Here is a 25,785-nt window from a genome sequence, read left to right as displayed (position 1 = left end):
CCACACCGACCCGAGCCAGGAGGCGCGGCACATGCCCGACACCACCAAGAGCATCCGCCCCGCCTGGGTCGACGACGACCTGTTCCCGTTCGAGAGCCGCTTCGTCGACGTCGACGGGCACACCGTGCACTACGTCGACGAGGGAAGCGGTCCCACACTGCTTCTGCTGCATGGCAATCCGACGTGGTCGTTCCTGTGGCGCGAGGTGATCTCCGCGCTTCGCGACGACTTCCGGTGCATCGCGCTGGACTACCCGGGCTTCGGGCTCTCCACCGCCAAGGCCGGATACCGCTACCTGCCAGAAGAGCACGCCGACGTGGTCACGGGCTTCGTCGACGCCCTCGGTCTCAGCGCCGTCACCCTGGTCGGCCAGGACTGGGGCGGCCCAATCGGTCTGGCGGCGGCGCAACGCCGCCCCGGCGTCTTCGACCGGTTGGTCCTCGTCAACACCTGGGCGTGGCCGGTCAACGGAATCCTCCACTTCGAAGCGTTCTCCCGCATCGCCGGCGGACTGCCGATGCGGTTCCTGGTGCGGCAGTTCAACGTGCTCGTCAACGCCTTCATCCCCACCGGCCATCGGAGACGGACGCCGAGCACCGCCGAGATGACCCACTACCGCCGGGCCCTCGACACCTCCGAACGACGGCACGCCTGCTCCGTGCTGCCCGGCCGGATCCTGGCCAGCCGCGCCTTCTTCGCCGACGTCGAGGACGGCCTGGCGGGCCTCGCCGACCTGCCCACCCTGATCGTGTGGGGTGACGCCGACATCGCCTTCCGCGCCCAGGAACGAGAGCGGCTGGAAGAGGTCTTCCCCAAGCACCAGACCGTCATCGTCGAAGGGGCCGGGACCTACGTGGAGTCCGACGCACCCGAGGAATTCGTCGCCGCGATCCGCAACTGGACGGCGCAGGCCCGAGACTAGGAGCATGACCGGCGTCGAGGGCTCCGTGATCGCCGACTCTGCGTCTACTGCGCAGAAGTACGAGAGGACGCCACAGGGAACGCAGAGTCGAGCCGAGGAGAATTCAACCGACCGGCGCACGCGGATCGCGAACCGTGTGGCTGGCCCGGCGGCGCGGCTGATGAGTGCGGTGAAAGTCATTGCCATCCAACCATTGTGGGCCTCCGACCCCAAGCATCACCGTCCTGATGCTCAAACCGCCGCGCGGGCCAGCCGATGCGCGGTAGCTTGCACAGGATGGTCGTAGCTGCTTCTAGACGGCAGTGCGCATCGTTTGGGGGATGACACCATGACAATCCGTCACCACACGCGGACCGTCCAGACCGGGCCGTCATGACCGGCGACCCAGCCGTCGACGACGTCACGCCGCCGCCACCAGAGAGCGCCTGGCAGGCCAGGGTCCTATGCGCGGTTCAGGCCCTTGAGGCCGTCGACCAGCCCGCGACGCCGACGCGCCTCAACGAGATGGTCGGCGCGAAGTTCGCCTCGGTGTTCCTGCCGGGAGATCGGTTGTACGAGGGCGCGCGGCCGTCGTGGGAGAAACGCGTGGCCGAGGCCGTCGACGCTCTCGTCAGCGGAAAGCTGCTCCGACGACGCAAGGGTGACGAGGTGGTGCAGACCACGGCCACCGGTGGCAGGCAGGCCGACGAGGCCTGTCGCATCGGCGCCATGGTTGCCGAGGACACGACGCCATCCGCCGAGCACGTCGCCTCCGCCGGCCCCGTGATGGCCAGCGTCGTCGTGGTGCCGCTCCAAGACAAACTGCCGCCCACCCGCGTCCCCGCCCCGCCTCCGGGGGAGTCGACCGTCGACGAACCCAAACCGGTGATGATCGAGCTGAACCTGCAATACCGCGGCGGTCGACTGGGTGGTGCGGTGGCCCGCGTAGAGGAGCTGTGGCAATTGGTCGGCGCCACAGGGCATCCCGTCGTGGTCGCCGAGCAGTACATGGCGGGCGAGCTGACCCACCAGCAGATCCAGAACATCACCACGGCGGACTCGGCCGGCGGTGACTGGCCTCAGCGGGCCATCTTCCGGATCTGGCCGGACTTCCAAGTGCACCGCCAGATCGACGCCTCGGGCGCCACCGTCAAGGCGCTTCCTGCGCAGAGGTCGTTCGCCGCCTACGGGGCGGGCATCGTGTGGGCCGTGGTGGACTCCGGCATCGACGGGAGTCATCCGCACTTCCTGGCCGACCACACGCTCGACGACCCCTCGGTCGCCGATCTGCACCACGACTTCGTCTCCGGCAGTGAGGATCCGGCCCAAGCGCTCATCGACGACGACGGGCACGGAACACACGTCGCCGGAATCGTCGCCGGTGGTCTGCAGCGGTGGAAGAAGGAGAAGAAGGACGACCCCGAACGTCGGGCGCTGGCAGTGGAGAAGCGCAAGAACAATGGGGCCGTCGGTGGCAACGACCCCATTCTGGTACCGCGCAGTGTCGACGTCGAACTGCTGAACGGCATTGCACCTCTTGCCAAGCTGGTCAGCCTGAAGGTGCTCAGCGAGTTCGGCGACCTCACCGCACGGACGGCCCGCGTGATGGCTGCACTGGCGTACGTCCGCCAAGTCAACGCCGCCGCCGGGAAGCTGCCCCGAATCCACGGCGTCAACATCAGTCTGGGTTACGACTTCCTCGCCGACTGGTTCGGCTGCGGGCAAAGCCCGTTGTGCCTGGAAGTGAACCGACTGGTGCTCTCCGGGGTAGTCGTGGTGGTGGCGGCAGGCAACTCCGGATACGTCACGCTCAACGCGAGCAAGTCCGACGTGACGCGGTTCAGCGCCGCCATCACGATCAACGATCCCGGCAACGCGGAGAGGGCCATCACCGTCGGCTCCACCCACCGCGACGCCCCGCACACCAACGGCGTCTCGTTCTTCTCGTCACGTGGACCCACCGGGGACGGCCGTCCCAAGCCGGACTTGGTGGCACCGGGGGAACGCATCATGTCAGCGGCGGGCGGCCAGCACCTGAAAGACATTCAGCGAGCGCAGTTCCCGGACTACAGCGCCGCTGCCTACATCGAGGACAGCGGCACCAGCATGGCAGCGCCGCACGTGTCGGGCGCCATCGCCGCGTTCCTGTCAGTGCAGCGCGAATACGTCGGCAAGCCCGACGAGGTCAAGCGGATCTTCATGTCGTCGGCGACGTCGTTGAACCGCACCAGGGACTTCCAAGGCGCCGGGTTGGTCGACCTGATGCGCGCATTGCAGACGCCGTAACCGAGGAGAAGACCATGATCAACTGGAGAATCTCGTTCGACGCCCAGGGAGACGTCGACCAGGCCGAAGAGGACCAGCTCGTCGCGCAGCTGCGCGAGCACGCCGTCACCGACGTGGTGATGTTCTCCCACGGGTGGAACAACGACGAAGCCGCGGCCGCGTCGCTGTACGAACGGTGGTCGGACCTGCTGAGCGCCCACGTGGGAGCGGGACACGAGGTCGGCTTCGTCGGTATCCGGTGGCCGTCGCAGCTCTGGCGCGACGTGCCCATCCCCGACTTCGACCCGACCCCGCGCGGTACCGCCACCGGAGCGGCCGGGCTCGACGAGACGGTCACCGCCGCCGCCGACGGGCCGGCCCTCACTGCGCAACAACTAAACGACCTCAAGACCCTGTTCCCCGGTGGCGACGCCGAACTCGACGAGATCGCCGACCTCCTCGCCGCCGAGCCAAGCCAGGCCCGCGCCGACGAGATGCTGGACGCCATGCGGCGATTCAACGACGCGGTGACCGTCGAGTCCACCGACGGCGAGGCACCGGAGTCGAGGCGGCCGGGCATGCTCGATAGCGGCAAGACCGCCACCGAGGTGTTCGGCGCCTACGCCGACGCGCTCGTCGTGTCGGGCGTCGACGTGACGGGCGGGGGAGGCGGCGGAGCGGGCGTGGGCGACCAACTCGGCAAGCTCTGGAAGGGCGCCAAGGAAGCGTTGCGAGGCCTGTCCTACTGGCAAATGAAGAACCGGGCAGGAGTGGTCGGTGCCAACGGGCTCGGACCGCTGATCGGGCGCATTGCCGCGAACGTCGACTTCCCGACGCCGCGAATCCATCTGGTAGGGCACAGCTTTGGCGCTCGCGTCGTATCGTTCGCGTTGGCAGGTCTGCCGCCGGGTGACCCGTCCCCGGTCAAATCGGTGACCTTGCTCGAAGGTGCCTTCTCCAGGTTCGCGTTCGCCGACGTCCTCCCGTTCGACTCCACCAGCACGTCCGGCGCGTTGGCGGGCAAGCTCGCGCGGGTCGACGGGCCGGTGACGGTGTGCTTCTCCAGTCACGACACGGCGTTGAGCGTCAGCTATCCGCTGGCGTCACTCGCCTCGGGTGACGACAGTGCGGGCGCCTCAGACCCGCTGTTCCGTTGGCGCGCAATCGGTTCCCTTGGTGCGTACGACGCTCCGACGCTGTTCGTCGATCAAGTCGGTACGAGCTATCCCTTCGCTAGGGGTGCGATCCTCAACGTCGACTCCTCCGCCGTGGTCAAGACGGGACCCCCGCCGTCCGGCGCGCACAGCGACATCTTCCACCCGGAGCTGGCGTGGATCGTCGCCTCGGCTGCACAGTTGACCGGCTGACGGTCGTCAGTCCATGCCTGGCGTCAGGACGATCCGACCGAACACGCGACCGTCGTCCATCTGGCGGTGCGCGTCCGCGGCCTGCTCCAGCGGCAGCACGTCGTGCACGACGGCGTGAAGTTCGCCGCGGGTCGCGGCCTCGAACTGCGCAGTTCGGACCCGGGTCTTGGCGTCGTCGGCGACGGTGTCCAGGCTGAAGGTGCCGAACGAGCGCGACATCTGGAACGAGTTCAGCAGTCGTTCGCCAAAGTCGACGGGTACCGGGCCGGCCACCATGCCGGCGACGACCATGCGGCCGTTTGGCGCGAGTCGGTCGACGAACGCGGGCACCTCGGGCCCACCGATGACGTCGACGACGACGTCGACGGTCGCCGGGGTGGAGGTGTCGCCGTGTCCCGATCTGTCCAGGACGTGAGTGGCCCCCAGCTCGCGCAACCGCTCACCGCGTTCGGGTGAGGACGTGGTGACGGCCACCAGGCGCGCGCCGGCCCCAGCTGCCAACTCCACGGCGGCGATGCCGATGCTGCCGGCCGCGCCACGCACCAACACCGAGTCGCCGGCCCGGAAGTGTGCGTGTTCCAACGCGAAATGCGCCACGGGCCCGGCACTTCCGAGCGTCACCGCGTCGACCGAGGACAAGGCGGCGGGGAGGGCGACGACATCGTCGACTCGCGCCACGGCGTGCTCTGCATAACCGCCGCCGACACCCGTGAACGCCCACACCCGGCGGCCGATCCAAGACTCGTCGACGCCTGCACCCACCGCGGTGACCGACCCGGCGACCTCGCTGCCGGGGATCATCCCGACGGGAAATCCGTACGCCGCGGACAGCGTGCCGCGGCGAATCATCGCGTCAACGCCACCCACGCCGATCGCCTCGACGTCGACGAGCACCTGACCCGCGGCGGGGAGGGGGGAGGGCACCTCGACCATCGCCATGCCGCTCGGGTCGCCGAAGCGGTGGATCGCCACTGCCCGCACTGTTGCCTCCACTTCCGTGCTTGATGAGTACCGTGGAGAAGTTATCGGACGCCCCCGTCCACTTGCGCGAAGTGAGAACCATGGCCGAACATTTGCCTCAGATGCTGCGCTCCGACGCGGAGGAGAATCGCGACCGCATCCTGACCGCGGCGCGAGAGTTGTTCTCCGAGCACGGTCTCGACGTCACGATGCGCGAGGTCGCCCGCCGCGCGGCGGTAGGGCCGGCGACGGTGTACCGCCGCTTTCCCACCAAGGCCGATCTGGTCGAGGCCGCCTTCGCCGACCAGGTGAGGTTGTGTCGCGCGATCGTCGACGAGGGTTGCGCGGACCCGGACCCGTGGCGTGGGTTCTGCTCGGTGGTCGAAGGGGTCAGCGTGCTCAACGGCCGCAGCAGGGGCTTCGTAGACGCGTTCATGTCGGCCCACCCAGAAGCCGAAGCCATAGCCGCGCATCGTGCTTCGGTGTTGCGTCAGCTCAGCGGGTTGAGCCGCCGGGCCAAGGCGTCCGGCGGATTGCGCCGCGACTTCACCATCGACGACCTCGTCCTGGTCATACTGGCCGGTCGAGGTGTTGCGGCACTCCCGGCTGCGCAACGGGAAGGCGCGGCACGGCGCTTCGCCACACTCGCCGTCGACGCCTTCCGGGCGTGAGGTGCATCGGGATCGGGTGCGTGACTGGCCTACGACAGAAGACGCTCCAGCGTGGCGTAGCCCGCCGGTTCCCACGTTGGCTTTCCGCCGGGTAGCCCCAGCCTTCCGTTCCGGCCCACTTCAATCAGGCCCACGACCCGCATGATCGCCCAACCGCGGGATCGGGCCACGGTCGCGTCGTCGGCCTTGCCGTACGCGTCGAAGAACCGCTTCGCAGCACCCGCGGGCAGCAGCACCCACGCGGCGGAGAGATCGGTCGCGGGATCGCCTGCGCACATCTCGCCGAAGTCGAACACGCCGACGAGGGTCCCGTCGTGGACGGCGACGTTCGCGGGATGCAAGTCGCCGTGCAGCCATAGCGGCGGGCCTTGCCAGGCCGGTGCGGCCAGCGCCAAGTCCCAGACTTCTCGCGCTTGGGAGACTCCGGGATGGTCGGCGATGACGTCGAACCATTCGTCGGACTCCCCGGTGAACTCGGCCAACGGAATCCCGCGGTCGGGGTTGGTGGGTGCGTCGGCGGGCGCCGGGCCGTGGAGTGCGCGAAGGAACCCGGCCAGTACGTCGGCTGCGTCGACGCGGGTGATCGGAACACGATCAGCGGGCGTGCCCTCAATCCAGCGTGCGATCGTCCAGGTGTGCTCGAAGAGGCTCGACGGCAGCCCGATGCGGACCGGAATGGGCGTCGGGAGCGGCAGACGGCTGGCCAACGCCGGCAACCACGTGTACTCCTTGCGCAACAAAGTCGGCGCGCGTCCGGTGCGGGGCTTGCGCACGGCCAAATCATCGCCGAGGCGCCACATCTGGTTGTCCCAGCCCCCGTCGACGTCGCGGAGTTCGAGGTCTGCGAGGTCCGGGTGCTGGTCCCGTAGAAGTTAACGGACGATGCTCGTCTCGTACCTGAATTCGGCCATCAGATGCCTTCAGCCACGTCAGTCTGCGACACGGTGACCAGTGTGACGGAAAGTCGGTCGTCTCTACTCGCGGGTGAAGCGTTCCCAGGCAGACTGGCGTGTCACTCCGAGTGCGGCGGCGATGCCGGACCAGGCAACCCCGCGTTCTCGGAGTTCGTCGACGCGGGCGCGCAAGTCCGTTTCCACGTTCGCCGTCGTCGCCGCTATGCGTGGAAGTTCCTTCAGCAGTGCGTCATCGGAGTACTCCGCGCGGTCCCGCAACGGCGGCGTGTCCGGTCCGCTCGGATCGTCCAGAATGGTGACGCATTTGGTCACGCACTGGTCGCAGATATAGACACCTGGACCACTGATCAGCTTCTTGACTTGGCGAGATTCGAGACCGCAGAACGAGCAGTGCATTACTGCGGATACGGCTGTCCCAAGTGGATCAGCTCATCAACGCCTTCAACGCTTGGAGGTGGGCACGGCTCAGCTGGGCCGCAGCGGTTCCGTCGCCGGCGACGATCGCATCCAGGAGGTGTTCGTGAACCTGGTGGTCGGCATCGCTGCCGAACTCTCCGCGGATCCGCAGCATGTCGATCATCGCTTGCCGACCGTGTGGCGTGAACCCGTCGAACAGCTCGAGCAGGATTGGATTATGTGCTGCGACAACGACACTGCGGTGAAAGGCGGTGTCTGCGTCGACGTGTTCTTCGATGCCGTACCGCTCGGCGTCGCGTTTCGACAGCGCGCTGCGCATCGCGCGTAGCTCGGCCTGGGTGCGGCGCTCTGCCGCGAGTGCTGCGGCCTCGGTCTCGATGGCGATGCGGGCCTCGATCACCGCGACGACGTCGGCGCGTCGCAAGACCGCGTCCCAGTCCTCCGCCGCCTCGAGGGCGGTCACGAAGACACCGGCGCCCTGCCGGGTGGCGAGAATGCCACGTCCGGCCAATTGGCGGATCGCCTCGCGGACCGTCGAGCGGCCGACGCCGAGTTGAGGGGCGAGGGTCGTTTCACCGGGCAGCTTGGCGCCCACGGCCCATTCGCCGGATGCGATGCGATCGAGCAGGAGCTGTGCGGCCTGCTCGGAGAGGGACTCGCGGCGGACGGGCGGCATCGACCCATCATCGTCCCGCTCGCGTCGCTTGTCTACTTGTCTGAGGAGTGATAGCTTCGCTGACGTGTCGAACGACGGAGTACTTCTTAGCCGCCACGGCGGGGCCTAGCCAGACCGGCTCCCCGACGTGGAGCCGAACGTGCGCCGGTCGTTTGTCCGACACGACTGACCGAGGACACCACCCATGAGCACCAACACCTTTCGGCACATCTCGACGCCCGTCGGCTCCATTCCCCCCGACGCGCCGGCCTGGAATCGGCAGCGGCACTCGCAGATGCCCTCGCACCGCTACCGCGACGTCTACTCCCGTGTGGCGGTGCCACTCACTGAACGGCATTGGCCCGCAAACCGACTCACCTCTGCGCCATTGTGGGTGTCAGTCGACCTGCGCGACGGCAATCAGGCGCTGGCCGAGCCAATGGACCCGGCGCGCAAGCGCCGCTTCTTCGAACTGATGGTCGCAATGGGCTACCGCGAGATCGAGGTCGGTTATCCGTCCGCATCTCAGACGGACTTCGACTTCGTCCGTCTGATCGCCGAGACCGACGTTGCGCCAGACGACGTGACGATCGTCGTCTTCACCCCGGCCCGTCGCGACCTCATCGAACGCACGGTCGCCTCGATCCGAGGCATCCGCAACGAGGTGGTCATCCACATGTACACGGCGACGGCACCAACGTGGCGCGACGTCGTCCTCGGACACGACCGCGCCGCACTGACCGAACTGATCTGCGCCGGCGGCCGCGACGTCCTCGACTTCGCCGGTGACCTCGAGAACGTCCGTTTCGAGTTCTCACCAGAGGTCTTCAACCTGACCGAACCCGACTATGCGCTGGAACTCTGCGACGCCATGACGACACTGTGGGACGCGACTCCCCAACGCCCGGTGATCCTGAACTTGCCAGCCACCGTGGAGATCGCGACGCCGAACGTGTACGCCGACCAGATCGAGTACATGCACGAGAACCTCGCCCGTCGCGACGCGGTCATCCTCTCGGTTCACCCCCACAACGACCGCGGGACCGGCATCGCCTGTGCCGAATTGGCCGTATTGGCAGGAGCGCAACGCGTCGAAGGCTGCATCTTCGGCAACGGTGAACGTACCGGCAACGTCGACATCGCCACTCTCGCCCTGAACCTGCACGCCCAGGGTGTCGACCCCATGATCGACTTCTCCGACATCGACGAGATCCGCCGAACCGTCGAGCACGCCAATCGAATTGAGATCCACCCACGCCATCCGTACGTCGGCGACCTGGTCCACACCGCGTTCAGCGGCACGCACCAGGACGCCATCAAGAAGGGCTTCGCCGAACACCGTGTTCGCGCGCTCGCCGAGGGAAGAAGCGGGTCCGAGATCGCGTGGCGGGTGCCGTACCTGCCCATCGATCCGGCCGACCTCGGCCGCAGCTACGACGCCGTGATCCGGGTAAATTCGCAATCGGGCAAGGGCGGCATCGCGTACCTGCTGGAAGCGGCATACGGCATCGAGCTACCGCGGCGGCTGCAGATCGACTTCGCCCGTCGCGTCCAAGAGCACACCGACGACACTGGTCTGGAAGTCGACGCACCCCAACTGTTGGAGCTGTTCGAGCGAAGCTATCTGAATCCGTCCGCCGTAAACGGCGTCGACCTGATCGACATACAGACCGATACTGTGCGAACTCAGCTGAGCATTCGGATCGGCGGCAACGAGCACCGCGGCTGCTACGACGGCGTCGGACCGATCGAGGCGCTCACCGAACTCCTCGGCTCCCACGGCGTCGCGGTCGACGTCGTCGCCTTGCACCAAACGTCGCTCACGGCGGGCAACGACAGTGAGGCCCTCACCCTCATCGAATACCGTTCCGCCGCAGGCACTCACTGGGCTGCTGGGCGGGACCGCAGTGTGTTGACGGCGAGCCTGAACGCCGTACTCTCCGCCGCCAGCTCGTGCGTGCCAGCCATGGTGACAGACTGAGGCGGTGAGGGTTGCGGCCTATCAAGCGCCATATCTGCCGTTCGGGTCCTGGGATGCCGTGGACTTGATCGCGTCGCAGCTAATCGCCTGCGAGAGTGCGGGAGTCGGGCTGCTGTGCTGTCCGGAGGCGATCCTCGGCGGCCTGGCGCACGAATCGGCTGGCCAATCCCCGCGTGACGTCGCACTGACCGTCGACGAGTTGCGGCGACTCGTCGCACCGTTGGCATCTTCGCCAGTGGCGTCCGTAATCGGCTTCACCGAGCGGGGGAGCGACGACGCGGTCTACGGCTCGGCCGCTCTCTTGGTCGACGGAGACGTTCGGACGGTGTACCGCAAGGTCTATCCCGGTTACCGAACGGTGGTGTCGGCCGGCACCGACCTTTCGGTTGTCGCGCTGGGCGACACCCCGCTCGGGATGATGATCTGCAACGACATCTGGTACGTCGAACCCGCACGGATCCTCGCGGCGAAAGGCGCTGCGCTGATTGCAGTTCCGACCAACAGCGGGCACGTCGAGGTGGACGCGCCGACCAGTCGGTTGCGGAGTCGCGGTGAGACGCTGCCCGTCGCGCGGGCGGTGGAGAACACCGTCACCGTCGTCGTGGCAGACATCGTCGGTGAGCAAGACGGGCGTCGTGCGCTCGGCTGCAGTCGAATCGTCGATCCAGATGGACGGGTCTTGGCCCAGGCGCACCCCGACGAGACCGCGCTCGTCGTCGCCGACGTCGAGCCGCGCCGCCGAGCCCACGACCCACGCGGATGGGACGGCCACCTCAACCCCGACGTGAGCGGTGAGTACGCCGCGCTCCTAGGGCCGCCGTGACGCCGCGCCACGACACCGACCGTGTCAGCGGCGAGCCCACCCCGGTCGTGGTGCACCATCGGTAGTCATGTCGCAGCTTCTCTGGGATCAGCACGCCTGCCTGCCGTTGCAAGTGGGTGCCGAGGTCGAGCCACTGACCCGCTTTCAGCGTCGCGGGGGTGCCTTCGTCTCCGTCAACGCCGGGTATTCGCCGCACTCGTTCGACGACACGATCGCGCTGATCCGGCACTTTCGAGCGGCCGTCGACGCGCACCCTGATCTGGAACTGGCCGCGCACGTCGACGACGTCGAGCGCATCACCTCCGACGACCGGATCGCCGTGGCGTTCGACTTGGAGGACTCCGCGCCGATCGGCGGTGACCTCGACAATCTCGCCACCTTGGCCGCCCTCGGCGTCCGAACCCTGCTGCCCACCTACAACCACGCCAACCGCGCCGGTAGCGGTTGCCTGGACGCGACGGATACCGGGCTGACGGCATGGGGCGCCGAGATCGTCGCCGAGATGAACGTGGTCGGCATCGTCCCCGACGGGTCACACTGCAGCACCCGAACGGGTCTTGACTTGTGCAACGTCTCCAAAGGCCCAGTGGTGTACAGCCATTCGTGCATGAAGGCGGTATGGGACCACCCACGCAACATCACCGACGATCAAGCCCGTGCCTGCGCGGCGACGGGCGGCGTCGTCGCCATCACCGGTGTGGGCATCTTCCTCGGCCCCAACACCCCCACTCTCGACGCGATGACGAGCCACCTCGAGTACGCCGTCGACCTGATCGGAGTCGACCACGTCGGCATCAGCAGCGACTTCTCCTTCGACCATGCCGACTTCAACGACGAGCTGCTGCGCAACCCCCATCTGTTCGACGAGAGCTACACCAAGTGGGGACCCATCCAGTGGATGCCGCCGGAAACTGTCCTGGCCCTGGGCCGGCACCTGGGCGGGCGGGGTTGGAGTGATGCCGACGTCCACGCGGTGCTCGGCGGAAACTTCCGTCGGGTGGCGAAGCAGGCGTGGGTCGACGCGACGTAGAGCGTTGTGCCGCAGCGGTCATCTCCCGGGCGGCGTCACCGCCGTCGATGGTGCTACGTCCCAGCGGTGAGTTCCGCTGCGAAGTCGGCCGCTTCCAGTCTTGCCTTGACGGCGGTGAGGAACCGGGCCGCGTCACCGCCGTCGATGAGCCGATGATCGTAAGTAAGCGCGAGATAGGCGATATTGCGGACGGTGACGTTCTCGTTGCCGCGCTCGTCACGGATGACGGTGGCGCGAGCCACTACGGCGCCAGTGCCGAGGATGGCGACCTGGGGCTGATTGATGATCGGCGTGTCGAAGAGTGCACCCCGCGATCCGGTGTTCGTGACGGTGAACGTACCCCCCGACATGTCGTCGACGGTGAGGGTGTTGGCACGCGCACGGTTTGCGAGATCCTGAGTCACCAACGCGATCTCGTCGATGTCGAGAGAGTCGGCGTTGCGGATCACCGGCGCGACGAGTCCGCGGTCGGTGTCGACGGCCACGTTGAGGTGGATGCCGCCGTGGTAGGTGACGGTGCCGTTCGTCATGTCGAGTGACGCGTTGAACGTCGGGAAGCTGCCGAGCACAGTGGCTGTCGCGCGTAAGAAGAAGGGCGTGAACGACAGTTTGATCCCGTGAGCTGCGGTGAACGCAGCTCCGTGTTGGCCTCTCAGGTGGTTGACGGCGGTGAGGTCGACTTCGACAACGGTGGTCAATTGTGCTGATGTGCGCAGTGATTCGACCATGCGAACAGCGATGACCTTTCGCAGTCGGGTCAGCTTCTCGGTGCGATCGGGCCGCGCCGCGGTAGCCGCGTCGGTCCGCCGTCCGCGCGGCGAGATGTCTACGGCGCGGATCCGATTGTTGCGGCCGCTGCCACGCACGGTGGTGACGTCCACGCCTCGCTGTGCGACGAGGATGCCGACTAGAGGGCTGAGATACGGATTGGCCGCCGGAGTCCTCGGCGAGACGGGCACGTCGCTTGCAGCGCCGCCGGCAGCAGCGAGAACGTCGGCCTTGCGAATTCGGTTGCCTACGCCGCTCCCCGTCATCGCGGTGAGGTCGACGCCGCGTTCGGCGGCGAGGCGGCGCACTAGGGGAGTCACGTACGGCGCACCGCGTCGGGTGTCGGCGGGCTCGGAACCGGGAGTGGCCGAATGCGCCGCTGACGCCGAGTCGTCGATCAGTGCCAGATTGACACCTACCGGCGACGTGTCGCCCTCGTGAAACAGGATTTCGGTGAGGCGCCCTGATGCGGGGGCGGTGATTTCCGTGTCCACCTTGTCGGTGGACACTTCGAGGAGCGGCTCGTCCTTCTCGACCAGATCACCGGGGGAGCGGAGCCATCGGCTGATGGTGGCGTCGGAGACGGTATCGCCGAGGTGGGGCATGGTGACTGCAATCGGCATGGGCTGTCCTTGTCGTAGGGAGGTTGACCGACGGGTGAGTTTGCGCGGCGGCGGCGTCGTCACAGCACGAACGTGTCGCAGCCCGCCGACTACACGGGGACGGCGGTCACCAATTTGCTTGCGGCATCGATGATGTCGGCGGCTCGTGGCAACACCGCTGCCTGTAGGGCCGGCGCCGAGGGCATGCGCAGATCGGGCAAACCGATGCGGGATACCGGTGCAACCAGGGCATCGAAGTGCCGCTCCGTGATGTGTGCGGCGATCTCGGCGCCGAACCCCCCGGTCAGGTTGGCTTCGTGCGCGACGACGACGCGTCCCCCGCTGGCCAGGACGACGTCGGCGATTGCGGCAGCGTCGAGCGGACGAAGCCATCGCAGGTCGAGCACGGAGGCCTGGATACCGTTCACGGCGAGTTCGTCTGCAGCAGTGAGGGCTTCGTGCAGCATGGAACCCCAGGTGATGATCGCGAGATCGCCACCATCGCGGTGTTTGCGGGCGCCAGCGGCGGCTTCGACCACACCGCCGGCGACCACTGGGCCAGCTTCTTGGTAGAGGCTGCGGTGTTCGATCAGGATCGTCGGGTCGGGGTCGGCGACCGCGGCGCGGGTCATGGAATACGCATCCTGCGCCGTCGCGGGAAGGCCGACCTTGATCCCCGGGATGTGCGCCAGAATGGCTTCGATGCTCTGCGAGTGCTGTGCGCACGACCCGGGTGTGACGCCTTGTTGCATACGGACCACCAGTGGTGCGGTGAGTCGAGAGCGGTTGACATAGCGCACATTCGCCGCCTGGTTGACGATCTGGTCCAACGCTACGAAGAGGAAGTCGGCCCACATGATTTCGACGACGGGCCGCATGCCCTCCATCGCTGCGCCGACGGCCGCACCGAGTATCGCGGCTTCGGCGATGGGGGTGTCGAATATCCGCCGGTCGCCGTAGTCCTTTTGAAGCCCGCGTGTGACACCGAAGATGCCGCCGGCGAATCCGACGTCCTCGCCCCAGATGGCGACCTCGGGGCGGTCGTCCAGTTCGGTGCGTAACGCGAGATTGATCGCGCGCAGGTAGGTCATGTCCTTGGCCGGTTCCGCAGGGCTGTGGGGCCGGGCGTCGTCTCCGTCATCGGGCGCGATGACATGGGTGTGCACGTCGGTGGTCGCTGGGTCGGGCATCGCGCGCACGCGGCGAGCGACCTCGTCGACGAGTGTGTAGACATGCTCGTCGATGTCATCGATTTCGTCTTCGGACAGCGCCCCCTGCTCGATGGCGAGACGGATGAGCCGCGGAAGGCAGTCGCCGGCACGGGCAGCCTCTGCGTCGTCCTTCGGGCGGTAGTGTTCGACGTCCTTGTTGTAGTGTCCAGACAGCCGGAAGGTCTTGCATTCCAGCAATACTGGACCTTCACCACGTCGGCAGGCCTCGGCTGCGGCGACCACGGCGTCGTGGACGGCGAAGGGGTCGTTGCCGTCCACGACGTGGCTTTCGATCCCCAGGCCTCGACTCCGTTCGGCCAGATCTGCGACGCGATTGATACCCGAGATTGCAGTCATTTCGGCCCACCCGTTGTTCTCACACAGGAAGATGACCGGCAGGTTGCGTGCGGCGGCGAAGATCATGCCCTCCGTGGTCGCGCCCTGGTTCATGGCGCCGTCGCCGATCGAGGTCACCACGACGCGGTTGGTACCAAGGTACTGGGATGCCAGCGCCACCCCGTCGGCGATCGGAACCCCAGCACCGACGATGGAATTCTCACCCAGAAAGCCGTGGTCGGGATCGCTGAGCAGTGGAGATCCGGCGCGGCCACCGTTGACGCCGGCACCGCGCTGCGCGATCTCGGCCATGAGGGCTTCGGGGTCGGTGCCGCAGGCCAGCGCCCACCCGTGTCCGCGGTAGGTCGAGAGCACCCGGTCCTGGGGTTGAAGTGCCGCCAGCGTGCCCACCGGGATGGCTTCCTGGCCTAGGCACAGATGGATGGAACCGGCGATCACTCCGTCGCGGCCGAGGTCGAGGATCTGCTCCTCGAATCGGCGAATTGTGGCCATCTGCCGGTAGGCCTCGGCAACGGTCAGTGCACGGGTACTCACGATCAACTCCTATGGGGGACAGTCAGACAGAGGTGTTTGGGCGTGGCTAGGGGAAGGTCAGAATTGCGCGGCCTCGCACTCGACCACCGGCAAGATCCGAAATCGCTCGATTGATGTCGTGGAGCTCGTAGCGATCTGTCACGAGTGCGTCGAGGTCGATGTCGCCGTTCATGCACCATTGGGCGAGCAGGGGGATTTCACGGCCGGTGTCTTCAGGCACTCCCAGGCTCGCAGTCGCCGTCTTCTGTCCGATGAGCAGCTCGCGAGCCGATACTCCGACCCCCGGTGCCGGTACTCCGACGACAACGAGTTGTCCGCCCCGTGATGTGCCTAGTACTCCGCGTCGAACTGCGGCGAGTGCCGTGTCGAGCGTCGACTGCTGGGCGACGCAGTCGAAGACGTAGTCGGCTCCCGGAGGACCGTCGACTCGTGCGGTGATCTCGAACAGAGCTGCAACGGGATCTGTTTGGGCCGCGTCCACCGCGTGTGTGGCACCGAAATCCATGGCTAGCGCGAGCTTTTCAGGCGATACGTCGACGGCGATGACATGCCCGGCCTTGGCGTGCCGAGCGGCGGCGATGGCAGAGAGTCCCACGCCGCCGGCGCCCCAGACGACCACGCTCGCGCCGGCGGGCACCTTGGCCGTTCGCACCACCGCGGACGCGCCCGTCAGCACCGCGCAGCCTAGAACCGCGGCGGCGTCGCGTGCGACCTCGTGGGGAATCCGTACTACATAACGCTGGTCGATCAGGCTGTGTGTGCTCCAGGTGTAGATCATCTCGTCGGTGGAGGCGTACTCCCCGTCCTCGAGCGCGGCGCCCGCCCGCCAGGGTGTGCCGATGCCGGGCCGGGGGACCCAGGACACCGAAACGGCGTCTCCGGGAACGACGAAGTGGGCGTCGGGTCCGACGGACTCGACGATTCCGCAGGCTTCGTGGCCCAGGAAGTAGGTCCGGTCGCGCTGAGCGCGGATCTCGTGAAGTTGGCTGTGGCAGACGCCGGCGCCGAGGTTGCGGACCAGGACCTGGTTCTGCGTCGGATCGGGCAGTTCGACGTCCTCGACGGACAAGACGTCCGACCCGGCTCGCAGAACGGCGACTTGAGCGTTGGTAGGCATGTGTTGTTCTCATCCGTAAAGAGTTTCGGCGGCCTCGGCGACGCACCGCCGGGCTGCCACGGACAGTAGCACTGCCTCAGGATCCGATGTAAGTAATAAAATAGTGATGCCATGCGACGGCTGGGCACGTGTCGATCGCGGGTTGGCTCCGCGATCGGCGAGGTCGGTTCATTCCAAGCGGGGCGAAGGAAATGCATCACTATTTTACTAGTTCCATCGAATCGTGAGACGGTGATAGTGTGCCTCCTCACACCGCCAGAACCGTTCCGGGGCGGAGTCTCATCGGGTGAGGAATCAAATATGTTCACCGAAGCTCAAACCTCAGCGTCGCCTGCGCCACGAAAATTGATGGGCACGATGACTCTGGCCCTGATGGTCGTGGCCATGGCGTCGCCCGTCGGGGTCGTTGTGGGAACCGTTCCGTTGATGCTTGGTGTCGGCAACGGCATCGGCACGCCGGGGGCGTTCGTACTCGTCGGAGTGGTGCTGGTGATCTTCGCGTTCGGCTACGCCGCGATGGCCCAGGCGCTGCCCTCGGCGGGAGGTTTCTTCGGGTTCATCCGCGCCGGGCTTGGCGGAAGGGCAGGCCTGTCAGCGGGATTCGTCGCCACCACCGCGTATGCCGTTATCACGGTGTTCGTCGCCGCCCTGCTCTCGTACTTCGTCAGCACGTTCTTCCGGACGCGGTTCGGCCTGGATCTCGACTGGGTGGTGTGGGGCGTCGGTCTGGTAGTCGTCGCCGCCCTGCTCATGTTCCTAGGGGTGAAGGAGAGCGCTCTGGTCACCGCCGGGTTCCTGATGATCGAATTCGCGATACTTGGAGCACTTGGCGTTGCCGTCGTCATTCGACAGGGTCTGCCGGCATTTCCGCTGGCAAGCTTCTCGCCCACACAGGTATTCAGTGGATCACCCGGATTCGCCTTGGCCCTGGCGTTCTTGTGCTTCGTCGGATTCGAAGTGACAGCGGTATTCACCCGCCACGTCCGCAATCCGGAGAAGACGATCGGCCGCGCCACGATGATCGGTGTCGTCATCTTGTTCACCACCTTCGGCCTGGGTGCGTGGGTGGTCTTGGCCGGCTTTGGTCCAGAGAAGGCCATCGAGATCGCGCAAGGTCCCGACTCCGGCCAGCTGGTGCCGATGGTCGCCAGTGCGAACCTGGGTGCGTGGATGGGTGTCGTGTTCGAAGTGGTCCTCATGACCAGCTTGTTCGCGACACTGATCGTCGTGTTCAACACCACCGCGCAGTACACGCTGAACATGTCGCGCGCGCTTTCGCCACGCGGACGTCTGGCCCAGGTTCATCCAAAGCACGGCTCACCGGCCAACTCTGGGATTGCCCTGGCGTTCGTGATCTGCGTGGTCCTCTTCCTGTGCCGGATCGCTCGACTCGACCCCTACCTCAAGGTGGCAGCCATCCTCGGCGTGCTGGGCTCGGTCGCGATCTTCGCCCTGGAGATCATGTGCGCGGTGGCGATCTTCGTCTACTTCAGGCGTACCAGGGACCGTCGACTATGGACCACGGCGCTGTCACCGATCGTCGCGGGTGTTTCCCTCGCCGCCTTCCTCGCGATCGTGCTGGTCAACTTCGCAGGTCTCACGGGTTCGACATCGTCGATCGTGACGTGGTCACCGCTCCTCTACGTCGTGGTCGCCGTCGGCGGATGGTTCGTCGGAGGAAGGCGGCCCGACTTCGACGGTGGCGGGGTCGACGGGGCACCGCACGACCGAGCACCATCTAGAACCACCGCGAGTAGCGCGCAAACAGCTGCCGCCAACGAGAACGAGGAGGCACCTCGTGCCCAGTGACGTCGTCACCACCCCTCCGGTCAGCAAGAACGGCTCCGTGACCAGAGACCTTCGACAGAATTCACCAATGGCCGCCAAGGAGGAGCTTGAGGCACTAGACGTTCGCCGGGTGCGCGTCGAGTTCATCGACACCGACGGACGTCTCCGCGGTAAGTACGTCACCGTCGAAAAGGCTCTGTCCCGCGGGGGTATCGGCCTTCCCGAATTCTTCTACGCCCTTAGCGTCGACGACGGCGCATACGACGTACCCATAGCCAGCGCCGATCACGGCTTTCCCGACTTCTTCGCCATACCGGACTGGTCGACCCTGCGCCCTGCACCCAATGAAGACGGAGTCGCCGCGGTCATCTGTGACGTCCAATCGAAGACTGGTGAGCCGGTCCAGTTCGACGGGCGGTCCGCACTACGGCGAACGTGTGGACGCCTGGCAGACGCCGGTTACGAGGCGCTGATCGGCGTCGAGTTGGAGTTCTACCTCTACGAGATCGACGACCCCGCCGAAACCGCCCTGCGTGAGCAGCGTCCCACCCGACTCCGCGGCGTCGGCCGCACGCGGCAAACACTCAGCGTTCATCGGTGGCCCGACCACGGCCGATTCGTCGCCGAACTCGACGCAGCCCTCGCCCGCTACGGCATTGAGGTCGAGGCGTTCTCCACCGAGCTGGGATACGGAATGCTCGAGGCAGCCCTTTCGCCGGTGCCCCCGCTGCAAGCCGCAGACAACGCCGCACGCTTCAAGCAGGCGTGCAAGGACGTTGCGCGGCGCAACGGCATGCTGGCGAGCTTCGTCGCCAAACCCCACATGCAGCAAGAGGGCGCCGGAGCGCACCTACACCAGAGCTTGCTTCGTAACGGGCACAACGCATTTTGCCCCGAAGACGGCCAAAGCACGGGTATGTCGGAGACCTTCCGACATTACGTCGGCGGGGTGGTTGCCACCGCTGGTGAGCTCTCGGTGTTCCAATGCCCCTACGCCAACTCATACCGTCGGCTCGATCCGAAGTTCTTCGCCCCCACCAATATCAGTTGGGGCATCGACAACCGAGCCGCTTGTCTGCGCGTCATCACCGATTCCCGATCTGCGACCCGTTTGGAGCATCGCCGAGGTGGCGCCGACTTCCACCCCTACCTCGCCATCGCCGCCAGCCTCGACGGTGGACTGCACGGGGTCCGCAATCGCATCGAGCCGCCAAGGCCATCGACGGGCGCGGCGTACGCCGACGCCGACCCCAAGCCGTTTCCCGGGAACCTACGTGCCGCGGCCGACGCGCTCAACGCGTCGGCACTTGCGCGCCAGTGGTACGGCGATGACTTCGTCGACCACTATGCGGCGTCTCGCATTTCGGAGATCGACACTTACGAGGCGCTGCGCGACGCACACGTTCCCGACTGGGAGCTGGCTCGATACCTGGAAGTCACCTGACCGCGACTGCCGTCGCCGCACCCACGAAAGGTCCTCGCGTATTTCATGAATAGTCAACACATTCCGCTCCGTCAAGAAGAGGCGCCGTCAGCCGCGCGTGTCCGAGAGACACTTTCGTGAAACCACTCGTCGGAATCACCGGTCGTCGCTTGGCTGCGGGAAGCGTGCTGAGCTATCACCCGCGCTTCCACGACATGCACGTCGACGTCTACTGGTCTGACAACGGTCGTCGCGTTCTCGAGGCAGGGGGCATTCCGGTCCTCCTGCCCTTCGAGTCGGCGGACTCGGGGGTGATCGACCGACTGGATGCACTGTTGGTGACTGGGGGGCAGGACGTTCACCCCGACTTTTGGGGAGGCAATTCTGCCCTCGCCGACGCCAATGCCGACCCTCGGCGGGATGCGAACGTCCATGACCGCGAGCGCGACGAGTACGAGATCGCGCTAGTGCGGGCCGCAGTTGAACGACGGCTTCCCGTCCTCGGAATCTGCAGGGGACACCAAGTACTCAACGTCGCGTTGGGCGGAACCCTCGTCGAGGACATCACCGTCGCCGGAATCGTCCATGCCGCAGAGGAGCCACCGCCGACGCCGGGCCACGCCAATCACGTCGTGACCTTCACCCCCGATTCGATCGCCCACTCCATCTACGGTGAGTCCACGCAGACGAACTCGCTCCACCACCAGGCGGTCAAGGAATGCGGGTTGGGCTTGACCGCGACCGGCCGCACGGCGGACGGGTCCGTCGAATCCATTGAGTTCGTCGGCCGTCCGGTTCTTGGAGTGCAATGGCATCCGGAGTGGCACATGGAGCTCGACCCGGTGTTCCCGTGGCTGATGGAGACCGCGCGCGAATATCGGGAAAGCGTCACTGCCTAGGGGGTTTCGCATCGACGACCGGCGCGTGTCAGAAGCCCGCGCCGGGCACGTCGACTCGCGCCATCAGGATGACCGATTGATCCCGACCGTCTTGATGAATGTCGTCGAGGGCCGGCCCGGCCGTGATGAACAAGCTGCGCCCGTCGTCACCTCCGAGCACCGCCGAGTAGGCGGTGTAGGGGCCGGTGTCGACGTGGTCGACGATGCTTCCACCTTCGGCGACGCACCACACGCCGGACCCTGCCGCGTCGGCGATCCACAGATGGCCGGTGGCGTCGAGGGTGATGCCGTCGGTGATCATCAGCGCTTGCTTGCGTGCCTCGCTCAACGTCCCGGCAAGTCGCGGAACGCCGAAGTTGGCCCATACTCGGCGATTCGTCAGTGAACCATCGGGCCGAACGTCCCACGCACTTACCCGACCCGCGAATGACTCCGCCAATAAGAGCAGTGTCCCGTTTGGCGACAGGACGACGCCGTTGGGAGTGACGACGTCGGTGGCGGCGACGGCCACCGTACCGTCGGGGTCGACCCGGACGAGCACCGTCGGCTGAAGGGGATTCACGTGGCCGTCGTTGCCGATGTAGGCCCGACCAGCCGCATCTACGCACATGTCGTTGGCCGGGCCAGGAAAGTGAACGGCGAGATCTGCGACGACTTCGAGCACTCCCGCATGCAGACGCAACAGTCGCCGCTCGAGCATCGACACGACCAGGAGATCGCCGTCAGGACTAAAGCCGAGTCCAGATGGCTGACCGGGTACCTCGCAGACGGTGCGAAACGACCCGCCATCCCAACGGATGACCCGATGTGTGTAGAAGTCGGAGAACCACAGCGCCCCCTCATGCCAGCGAGGACCTTCCGTGAACGAGAATCCTCGACCCATCAGCTCGACCACTTGGACATCCTCGGGCTAGTCGGCAGCAAAGGTGGTCGACTCAACCACGTTGTCGGACAAAGACTCCGGCCGGTACCGCAAACCAAGCCCTGGCGTGGTGGGCGGCAGGAATCCACCGTCGACGAGCGCTGAATCCTCGCACTGGACGAATCGGTCGACGAAGTCGAAGGGGTCGTCGGGCGGGAAGGTCTCGATGGGGCTCACCCCGTTCATCACCAGCGCGGCGTGACGGTGGATTTCGGGGTAGACGTGCAGGGCAACGGGGACGGTGGCGCGCGTGACGACGTCGGAAAGCCCGGTGAGGCCGCCGACCGTAGTCGAGTCGGCCCGAAGAACGTCCACGGCGTCGGCGTCGAGTAGGCCGAACAGCTCCCCTTGGGATGCCTCGTCTCCGGCGGCAATCGGAAGCGCAGCCGCGGCTCGCATCTCGGCGATGTCGGTCGCCGCCCCCACCGGCAGCGGGTCCTCGACCCAGGCGATGCCGTACGGCTCCCATGCGCGGGCCGCATCGACGACCTGTGACACGTCGCGCCCCGCGAAGCCCAAGTCCACGACCAGTTCGAGTTCGTCGGCGGTAGCGATCTCGCGGATCGCGGCGAGCAACCGTGTCGTCGCATCGCTCCTGAGGTCCGCGGCGATCTTGACCGATCGATAGCCTTTCTCACGCCAGCCCGCCAGGCGGCGGGCCATCAGTCCGTCGCTCTCACCGTGGCGCCGATAGCCAGCGACGAGTAGCACGGGCTGAGAGGTGCGACTCGCGCCCAGTAGACGCCACGTCGGAACGCCCTGCACCAATCCGGCGAGATCCCACGCGCAGTTGTCAAGGACTGCGCGCGCCCGCTGGTCCGGGGACCTTCCGAGAAGCTGGCCACGCGGTGAAAAGAGTTGTCCCAGAGTGCTATCAAGCACCTGATGCGCCAGGGCGCTCGCTGCTGCGCCGATTGGCTGGCCGCGGGTCAGCACGTAGGCCGTCCCGGTTGCGCCTGTTTCGAGTGTGACCTCTAGGACGACGTATTCTCTCGACCCGATTGACCTGCCGGCAAGGTGCAGCGGGGGATCGATGTCGAAGCGAAGCTGGTCGACGCGGGTGCGCGTCACCCGTAGGTCGAGGATCCCTTCGTCGAGGTGCACCTGCTAGACGTCCTGGACGTACGCCGTGGCTTCGACCTCGACGAGCAGATCCGGGTGCAGGAACTTCAAACCACCGACGCAGGAGCTGGTGGGCAGGTGCTCGCCGAACATCTCGGCATGTGCCCTGCCAGCCTCGCGCCAATCGTCGATGTTGCGTAAGAACACTCGCGTGCGGAGCACGTCCGCCTTGCTGCCCCCGAGCTCTTCGACGGCGGCGAGCACCACCGACAGTGCATACGACGTTTGCGCGAAGAGGTCACCGGGACCCTCGATGGTCCCGTCGGGCCTGCCCGCGGTGGTGCCACCGACTTCGATGAGCGGCCCGATCCGGGTGGCGCGGGAATACCCCCACTCCGCGACCCACGGCGCCTTGGCTACTACTCGCTTCATCGTGCCAACTCCTTCGCTGAGTCCTTTGTGATGTTGAAACCTCCGTCGACTGGCACGACTGCGCCAGTCATGAACGACGACTGCGCCGAGAGCAGGAAGGCGATTACTGCCGCGACCTCGGACGCGGAAGCCACCCGGCCCAGCGCATGGCGATCGGCCACTTCCTCAAGGGATTTCACCCCCGCGGGTCGCCGGCCCTCGGCCATCAAGGGAGAGTCGACGGAACCCGGGGCGACGGCGTTGACTCGAATCCCCCAGCGGGCCCACTCGACGGCGAGGGTGCGCGTCAGCGCCTCGACACCGGTCTTGGCAATCGGGTACGGCAACCGGCCGGGCCAGCCAAAGGTGGAAGCCACCGAACTCACGTTGACGACCACTCCGGGATGCCCCAGCGAAATCCACGTCCTCGCAGCGGCTTGCGCGACGAACAGCGACCCCGCGACATGGACGTCGAACAACTTGTGGAGGTCGGCCAGCGTCAGATCCAAGCTCGGTTTGGCGAGGAGGGTGCCGGCGCAGTTGACGATTCCGGCGATGCGGCCAGATCGCGCGATCGTGTCCACTACCAGCGCGACGGCGGCTTGATCCGCGACGTCGCAGGCCGCCGCCATAACGCGCGAAACGCCGTACTGATCGGTCAAGCGCGTGACGACGTCCGCATCGGGATCGAGATCGACGATGGCGCAGCGCTCGACACCGTCGTCGAGCAGTCTTGACACGGTCGCGAGGCCGATCCCGCTTGCTCCGCCGCTGACCACGACCGTTCCGCTCGGGCCCAATTCGGTTGGCATGTCGACTCCTTCAACGATCGTTCGAATGACGCCAACCCCATGACGCATCGGCAAGTGCACCGACCGGGCGCGGCGCGTTCCCCTCCGCACGTCGGCGGCTCAGCTAGACAGCGTCGGCACCAGAGTAAACGGGGTTCGTACTATGATGCAAGCCATCATATGGCGATGGCCAGAGCCAAGTGGGGCGATTGCCAAACAGCCCTTCGTCCATCACACTGTGACAGCTACCGTAACAATTCGATGTTAAGGAAACATGGTGACCGAGGGCTCGTACCGCATTCAGTCCTTGGCGAGAGGGCTTTCCATCGTGTCCGAAGTGGCCGCCAGCGATGGGGAACTGACCGCCGCCGAGCTGAGCCGTCGAATAGGCGTTTCGCCTCAGACGACCTACCACCTGTTGCACACCCTGCGTCAAGTCGGTTACGTCGAGCAGGACGCGAGCCAACGGTACCGACTAGGAAGTGCCATTCCTCCCCTCATTGAGGGGTACGAGCGCCAGTTCACGCCGCCGGAAGCCGCGGTGCGACGTCTGAAGAAGCTCGGGGCGGCGACCCGGGAGACGTGCTCTCTGTCGACGTGGTCTGGTGACGACGTCATGCTCATTGCGCAGGAGCCCGGCGACCACACCGTTCGAGTGGCCGATGTTCAAGTGGGTCAACGCGGAGCGCTCCATGCGCGCGCCGCTGGCAAGATCTTGCTCGCCCGCGCCGACCCAGAGAAGCGCGACCGCATCCTCAAGGATCTTCATCTCAAGAAGTTCACCGAGAACACGATCACGCGCCGCGCCACGCTCGAGAAGGAGCTGGAGCGAGCCACGGCGAACGGGTGGACGATGGACGACGAGGAGTTCATCCACGGCCTCACGTGCATGGCGGCGCCGTTCGAGTACAACGGTACGGACTTTGCCCTCGCCATCTTGGCTCCCACGGACCGTTTGAAGGCGAACTCCGAGACCTACCGTGCTGCCCTCGTTCAAGCGACGCAGACATAGGGGGCAGAGAACCATGAAGGAAGGCCTCCATAGCGCGGTGATCACCGGCGCCGCTTCCGGTATCGGCCTCGCCACCGCCAAGCGGCTGGCGCACGCAGGGTGGGCACTAGCCTGCGTGGACACCAATGCGAGCGCGTTGAACGGGCTGGTCGACGAGCTTGATTCCGGTGGCTTTGCCGCTGTGGCGGTGCACGGTGACGTCTCCGAGCGGGTGGTGCACGAGCAGGCCTGCGCGGCTGCGGCTGAGCTGGCACCGCTTGGTGCCTGGGTCGGCGTCGCGGGCGTGGCCAGAGATTACGAGCTTTGTTCCGTATCTGAGGCCGACGTGCGCCAGCTCGTCGACGTCAACCAGCTCGGCATGCTGTGGGGCGCCGTCGAGGCCCTTCGCGCATGGGAGGCGGCGGGTTCGGCTGGGACCATCGTCGCCGTGTCGTCCGTTCATGCCCGACATGCAGCGTCGGGCTCGGGGATCTACGAAATGACCAAGGCGTCCGTCGAGGCACTCGTCCGAAACATCGCAGTCACCTACGGTTCTCGGGGCATTCGGGCGGTCGCCGTGGCCCCGGGGGCCATTTCCACCCAAGCGCTGCAGGCATCTTTGGCGACGGCGTCGGACCCTGCGGCGGCACGCGAGCGACTGGAACGGCATGCTCCCATGAACCGGCTCGGAGAGCCGGAGGAGATCGCAGCCGCCATCGGGTTCCTGGTATCCCAGGAGGCGGCCTACATCTCTGGAACGACCCTGACCATCGACGGAGCCATGTCCTCCGTACTCATGCTGCCGGCCTCCGACCCTGCAGCTGCTCGCCCGCCTTCGGCCAACTGAATGCAGCTTCGCCGGATCGGCGGCTGTTACTCAATTCCTCCGCGCGCCTGAGGCGCTACGGCCCCATGAATGGCCGAA

The 25,785-nt window shown here is 66.3% G+C and carries 22 protein-coding genes and 2 pseudogenes; 12 read left to right on the top strand and 12 right to left on the bottom strand.

Annotated features, from left to right (window positions below; all coding sequences use genetic code 11):
* The first annotated feature begins 31 nt into the window (after positions 1-31).
* From B1790_RS01775 to B1790_RS01765, 3 genes are all read left to right on the top strand, one after another.
* Complete coding sequence (locus tag B1790_RS01775) at positions 32-922, top strand: alpha/beta fold hydrolase (RefSeq protein ID WP_079921422.1); 891 nt, start codon at positions 32-34, stop codon at positions 920-922.
* A gap of 372 nt (positions 923-1,294) precedes the next feature.
* Positions 1,295-3,187 (top strand): S8 family serine peptidase, encoded by a 1,893-nt coding sequence (locus B1790_RS01770; RefSeq protein WP_079921421.1) that lies wholly within the window; start codon positions 1,295-1,297, stop codon positions 3,185-3,187.
* Positions 3,188-3,201: 14 nt separating this feature from the next.
* Positions 3,202-4,533 (top strand): serine-threonine protein kinase, encoded by a 1,332-nt coding sequence (locus tag B1790_RS01765; RefSeq protein WP_079921420.1) that lies wholly within the window; start codon positions 3,202-3,204, stop codon positions 4,531-4,533.
* A 6-nt stretch (positions 4,534-4,539) separates the two neighbouring features.
* Here B1790_RS01765 and B1790_RS01760 read toward each other — a convergent pair whose 3' ends face one another.
* Positions 4,540-5,505, bottom strand: coding sequence for a zinc-binding dehydrogenase (locus B1790_RS01760; RefSeq protein WP_233164890.1), 966 nt, complete (start codon positions 5,503-5,505; stop codon positions 4,540-4,542).
* 89 nt (positions 5,506-5,594) lie between these two features.
* Between B1790_RS01760 and B1790_RS01755 the strand changes: the two genes are divergently transcribed.
* Positions 5,595-6,164: a TetR/AcrR family transcriptional regulator gene (locus B1790_RS01755; protein WP_198951885.1), complete on the top strand. Its 570-nt coding sequence runs from the start codon at positions 5,595-5,597 to the stop codon at positions 6,162-6,164.
* 29 nt (positions 6,165-6,193) lie between these two features.
* Here B1790_RS01755 and B1790_RS01750 read toward each other — a convergent pair.
* The 4 genes and pseudogenes from B1790_RS01750 to B1790_RS01740 all read right to left on the bottom strand — a co-directional run.
* Positions 6,194-6,985, bottom strand: a pseudogene (locus B1790_RS01750) (aminoglycoside phosphotransferase family protein); the annotation flags it as partial.
* Positions 6,986-7,138: 153 nt separating this feature from the next.
* Positions 7,139-7,390, bottom strand: a complete 252-nt coding sequence (locus B1790_RS01745) for a hypothetical protein (RefSeq protein ID WP_233164895.1) — start codon at positions 7,388-7,390, stop codon at positions 7,139-7,141.
* Positions 7,391-7,414: 24 nt separating this feature from the next.
* A pseudogene (locus tag B1790_RS35745) lies at positions 7,415-7,474 on the bottom strand (ClpX C4-type zinc finger protein); the annotation flags it as partial.
* A gap of 28 nt (positions 7,475-7,502) precedes the next feature.
* Positions 7,503-8,171, bottom strand: a complete 669-nt coding sequence (locus B1790_RS01740) for a FadR/GntR family transcriptional regulator (protein ID WP_079921418.1) — start codon at positions 8,169-8,171, stop codon at positions 7,503-7,505.
* Between the two features lie 184 nt (positions 8,172-8,355).
* Between B1790_RS01740 and B1790_RS01735 the strand changes: the two genes are divergently transcribed.
* From B1790_RS01735 to B1790_RS01725, 3 genes are all read left to right on the top strand, one after another.
* The gene (locus B1790_RS01735) at positions 8,356-10,131 is read left to right on the top strand and encodes a 2-isopropylmalate synthase (RefSeq protein ID WP_079921417.1); all 1,776 of its coding nucleotides are present in this window, start codon (positions 8,356-8,358) and stop codon (positions 10,129-10,131) included.
* 4 nt (positions 10,132-10,135) lie between these two features.
* Positions 10,136-10,954 (top strand): carbon-nitrogen hydrolase family protein, encoded by an 819-nt coding sequence (locus B1790_RS01730; protein WP_079921416.1) that lies wholly within the window; start codon positions 10,136-10,138, stop codon positions 10,952-10,954.
* 67 nt (positions 10,955-11,021) lie between these two features.
* Positions 11,022-11,984 (top strand): dipeptidase, encoded by a 963-nt coding sequence (locus B1790_RS01725; RefSeq protein ID WP_079921415.1) that lies wholly within the window; start codon positions 11,022-11,024, stop codon positions 11,982-11,984.
* Positions 11,985-12,037: 53 nt separating this feature from the next.
* Here B1790_RS01725 and B1790_RS01720 read toward each other — a convergent pair whose 3' ends face one another.
* The 3 genes from B1790_RS01720 to B1790_RS01710 all read right to left on the bottom strand — a co-directional run bounded on the left by B1790_RS01720 (position 12,038) and on the right by B1790_RS01710 (position 16,573).
* Entirely contained in the window at positions 12,038-13,375 is a 1,338-nt protein-coding gene (locus B1790_RS01720) for a 2-oxo acid dehydrogenase subunit E2 (protein ID WP_079921414.1), read from the bottom strand.
* Positions 13,376-13,464: 89 nt separating this feature from the next.
* Positions 13,465-15,456: a thiamine pyrophosphate-dependent enzyme gene (locus B1790_RS01715; RefSeq protein ID WP_233164888.1), complete on the bottom strand. Its 1,992-nt coding sequence runs from the start codon at positions 15,454-15,456 to the stop codon at positions 13,465-13,467.
* Between the two features lie 46 nt (positions 15,457-15,502).
* Positions 15,503-16,573: a zinc-binding dehydrogenase gene (locus B1790_RS01710; protein WP_079921413.1), complete on the bottom strand. Its 1,071-nt coding sequence runs from the start codon at positions 16,571-16,573 to the stop codon at positions 15,503-15,505.
* A gap of 348 nt (positions 16,574-16,921) precedes the next feature.
* Here B1790_RS01710 and B1790_RS01705 point away from each other — a divergent pair, with 348 nt between their 5' ends.
* The 3 genes from B1790_RS01705 (at position 16,922) to B1790_RS01695 (ending at position 20,683) form a co-directional block, all read left to right on the top strand.
* Positions 16,922-18,382 (top strand): APC family permease, encoded by a 1,461-nt coding sequence (locus tag B1790_RS01705; protein WP_158083733.1) that lies wholly within the window; start codon positions 16,922-16,924, stop codon positions 18,380-18,382.
* On the top strand, positions 18,372-19,805 hold the full coding sequence (locus B1790_RS01700) for a glutamine synthetase family protein (protein WP_142270962.1): 1,434 nt from the start codon (positions 18,372-18,374) through the stop codon (positions 19,803-19,805). The genes B1790_RS01705 and B1790_RS01700 overlap by 11 nt, the downstream gene beginning before the upstream one ends.
* 116 nt (positions 19,806-19,921) lie before the next feature.
* Positions 19,922-20,683, top strand: a complete 762-nt coding sequence (locus B1790_RS01695) for a gamma-glutamyl-gamma-aminobutyrate hydrolase family protein (RefSeq protein ID WP_079921410.1) — start codon at positions 19,922-19,924, stop codon at positions 20,681-20,683.
* 28 nt (positions 20,684-20,711) lie between these two features.
* On the opposite strand, the gene B1790_RS01690 is transcribed toward B1790_RS01695, so the two are convergent.
* From B1790_RS01690 to B1790_RS01675, 4 genes are read right to left on the bottom strand one after another with little or no spacing between them, the layout of a single operon-like run.
* The gene (locus tag B1790_RS01690; protein ID WP_198951884.1) at positions 20,712-21,578 is read right to left on the bottom strand and encodes an SMP-30/gluconolactonase/LRE family protein; all 867 of its coding nucleotides are present in this window, start codon (positions 21,576-21,578) and stop codon (positions 20,712-20,714) included.
* 15 nt (positions 21,579-21,593) lie between these two features.
* Positions 21,594-22,709: an enolase C-terminal domain-like protein gene (locus B1790_RS01685; RefSeq protein ID WP_079921409.1), complete on the bottom strand. Its 1,116-nt coding sequence runs from the start codon at positions 22,707-22,709 to the stop codon at positions 21,594-21,596.
* 3 nt (positions 22,710-22,712) lie between these two features.
* Positions 22,713-23,099, bottom strand: coding sequence for a Rid family hydrolase (locus tag B1790_RS01680; RefSeq protein WP_079921408.1), 387 nt, complete (start codon positions 23,097-23,099; stop codon positions 22,713-22,715).
* A complete protein-coding gene (locus B1790_RS01675; protein ID WP_158083732.1) occupies positions 23,096-23,890 on the bottom strand; it encodes an SDR family NAD(P)-dependent oxidoreductase in 795 nt (264 codons plus the stop codon). Before B1790_RS01675 ends, B1790_RS01680 begins: the two co-directional genes overlap by 4 nt.
* Positions 23,891-24,146: 256 nt before the next feature.
* Between B1790_RS01675 and B1790_RS01670 the strand changes: the two genes are divergently transcribed.
* Together B1790_RS01670 and B1790_RS01665 are read left to right on the top strand one after the other, a co-directional pair.
* Positions 24,147-24,881 carry an IclR family transcriptional regulator gene (locus B1790_RS01670; RefSeq protein WP_158083731.1) on the top strand — a complete coding sequence of 245 codons (735 nt, stop codon included), beginning with the start codon at positions 24,147-24,149 and terminating at the stop codon, positions 24,879-24,881.
* 13 nt (positions 24,882-24,894) lie between these two features.
* Positions 24,895-25,707: an SDR family NAD(P)-dependent oxidoreductase gene (locus B1790_RS01665; protein ID WP_079921405.1), complete on the top strand. Its 813-nt coding sequence runs from the start codon at positions 24,895-24,897 to the stop codon at positions 25,705-25,707.
* Positions 25,708-25,785: the final 78 nt, after the last annotated feature.

It is taken from the genome of Mycobacterium sp. AT1 (assembly GCF_002043095.1).
Classification (GTDB): Bacteria; Actinomycetota; Actinomycetes; order Mycobacteriales; family Mycobacteriaceae; genus Mycobacterium.
This window is presented reverse-complemented; position numbering and strand designations above follow the sequence as displayed.

Bases quoted from the DNA above. Each gene is read 5' to 3' on its own strand.
- B1790_RS01675 (WP_158083732.1), bottom strand. From the start codon at position 23,890: ATGCCAACCGAATTGGGCCCGAGCGGAACGGTCGTGGTCAGCGGCGGA.
- B1790_RS01720 (WP_079921414.1), bottom strand. From the start codon at position 13,375: ATGCCGATTGCAGTCACCATGCCCCACCTCGGCGATACCGTCTCCGAC.
- B1790_RS01770 (WP_079921421.1), top strand. From the start codon at position 1,295: ATGACCGGCGACCCAGCCGTCGACGACGTCACGCCGCCGCCACCAGAG.
- B1790_RS01735 (WP_079921417.1), top strand. From the start codon at position 8,356: ATGAGCACCAACACCTTTCGGCACATCTCGACGCCCGTCGGCTCCATT.
- B1790_RS01705 (WP_158083733.1), top strand. From the start codon at position 16,922: ATGGGCACGATGACTCTGGCCCTGATGGTCGTGGCCATGGCGTCGCCC.
- B1790_RS01710 (WP_079921413.1), bottom strand. From the start codon at position 16,573: ATGCCTACCAACGCTCAAGTCGCCGTTCTGCGAGCCGGGTCGGACGTC.
- B1790_RS01765 (WP_079921420.1), top strand. From the start codon at position 3,202: ATGATCAACTGGAGAATCTCGTTCGACGCCCAGGGAGACGTCGACCAG.
- B1790_RS01665 (WP_079921405.1), top strand. From the start codon at position 24,895: ATGAAGGAAGGCCTCCATAGCGCGGTGATCACCGGCGCCGCTTCCGGT.
- B1790_RS01740 (WP_079921418.1), bottom strand. From the start codon at position 8,171: ATGCCGCCCGTCCGCCGCGAGTCCCTCTCCGAGCAGGCCGCACAGCTC.
- B1790_RS01755 (WP_198951885.1), top strand. From the start codon at position 5,595: ATGGCCGAACATTTGCCTCAGATGCTGCGCTCCGACGCGGAGGAGAAT.
- B1790_RS01680 (WP_079921408.1), bottom strand. From the start codon at position 23,099: ATGAAGCGAGTAGTAGCCAAGGCGCCGTGGGTCGCGGAGTGGGGGTAT.
- B1790_RS01725 (WP_079921415.1), top strand. From the start codon at position 11,022: ATGTCGCAGCTTCTCTGGGATCAGCACGCCTGCCTGCCGTTGCAAGTG.
- B1790_RS01775 (WP_079921422.1), top strand. From the start codon at position 32: ATGCCCGACACCACCAAGAGCATCCGCCCCGCCTGGGTCGACGACGAC.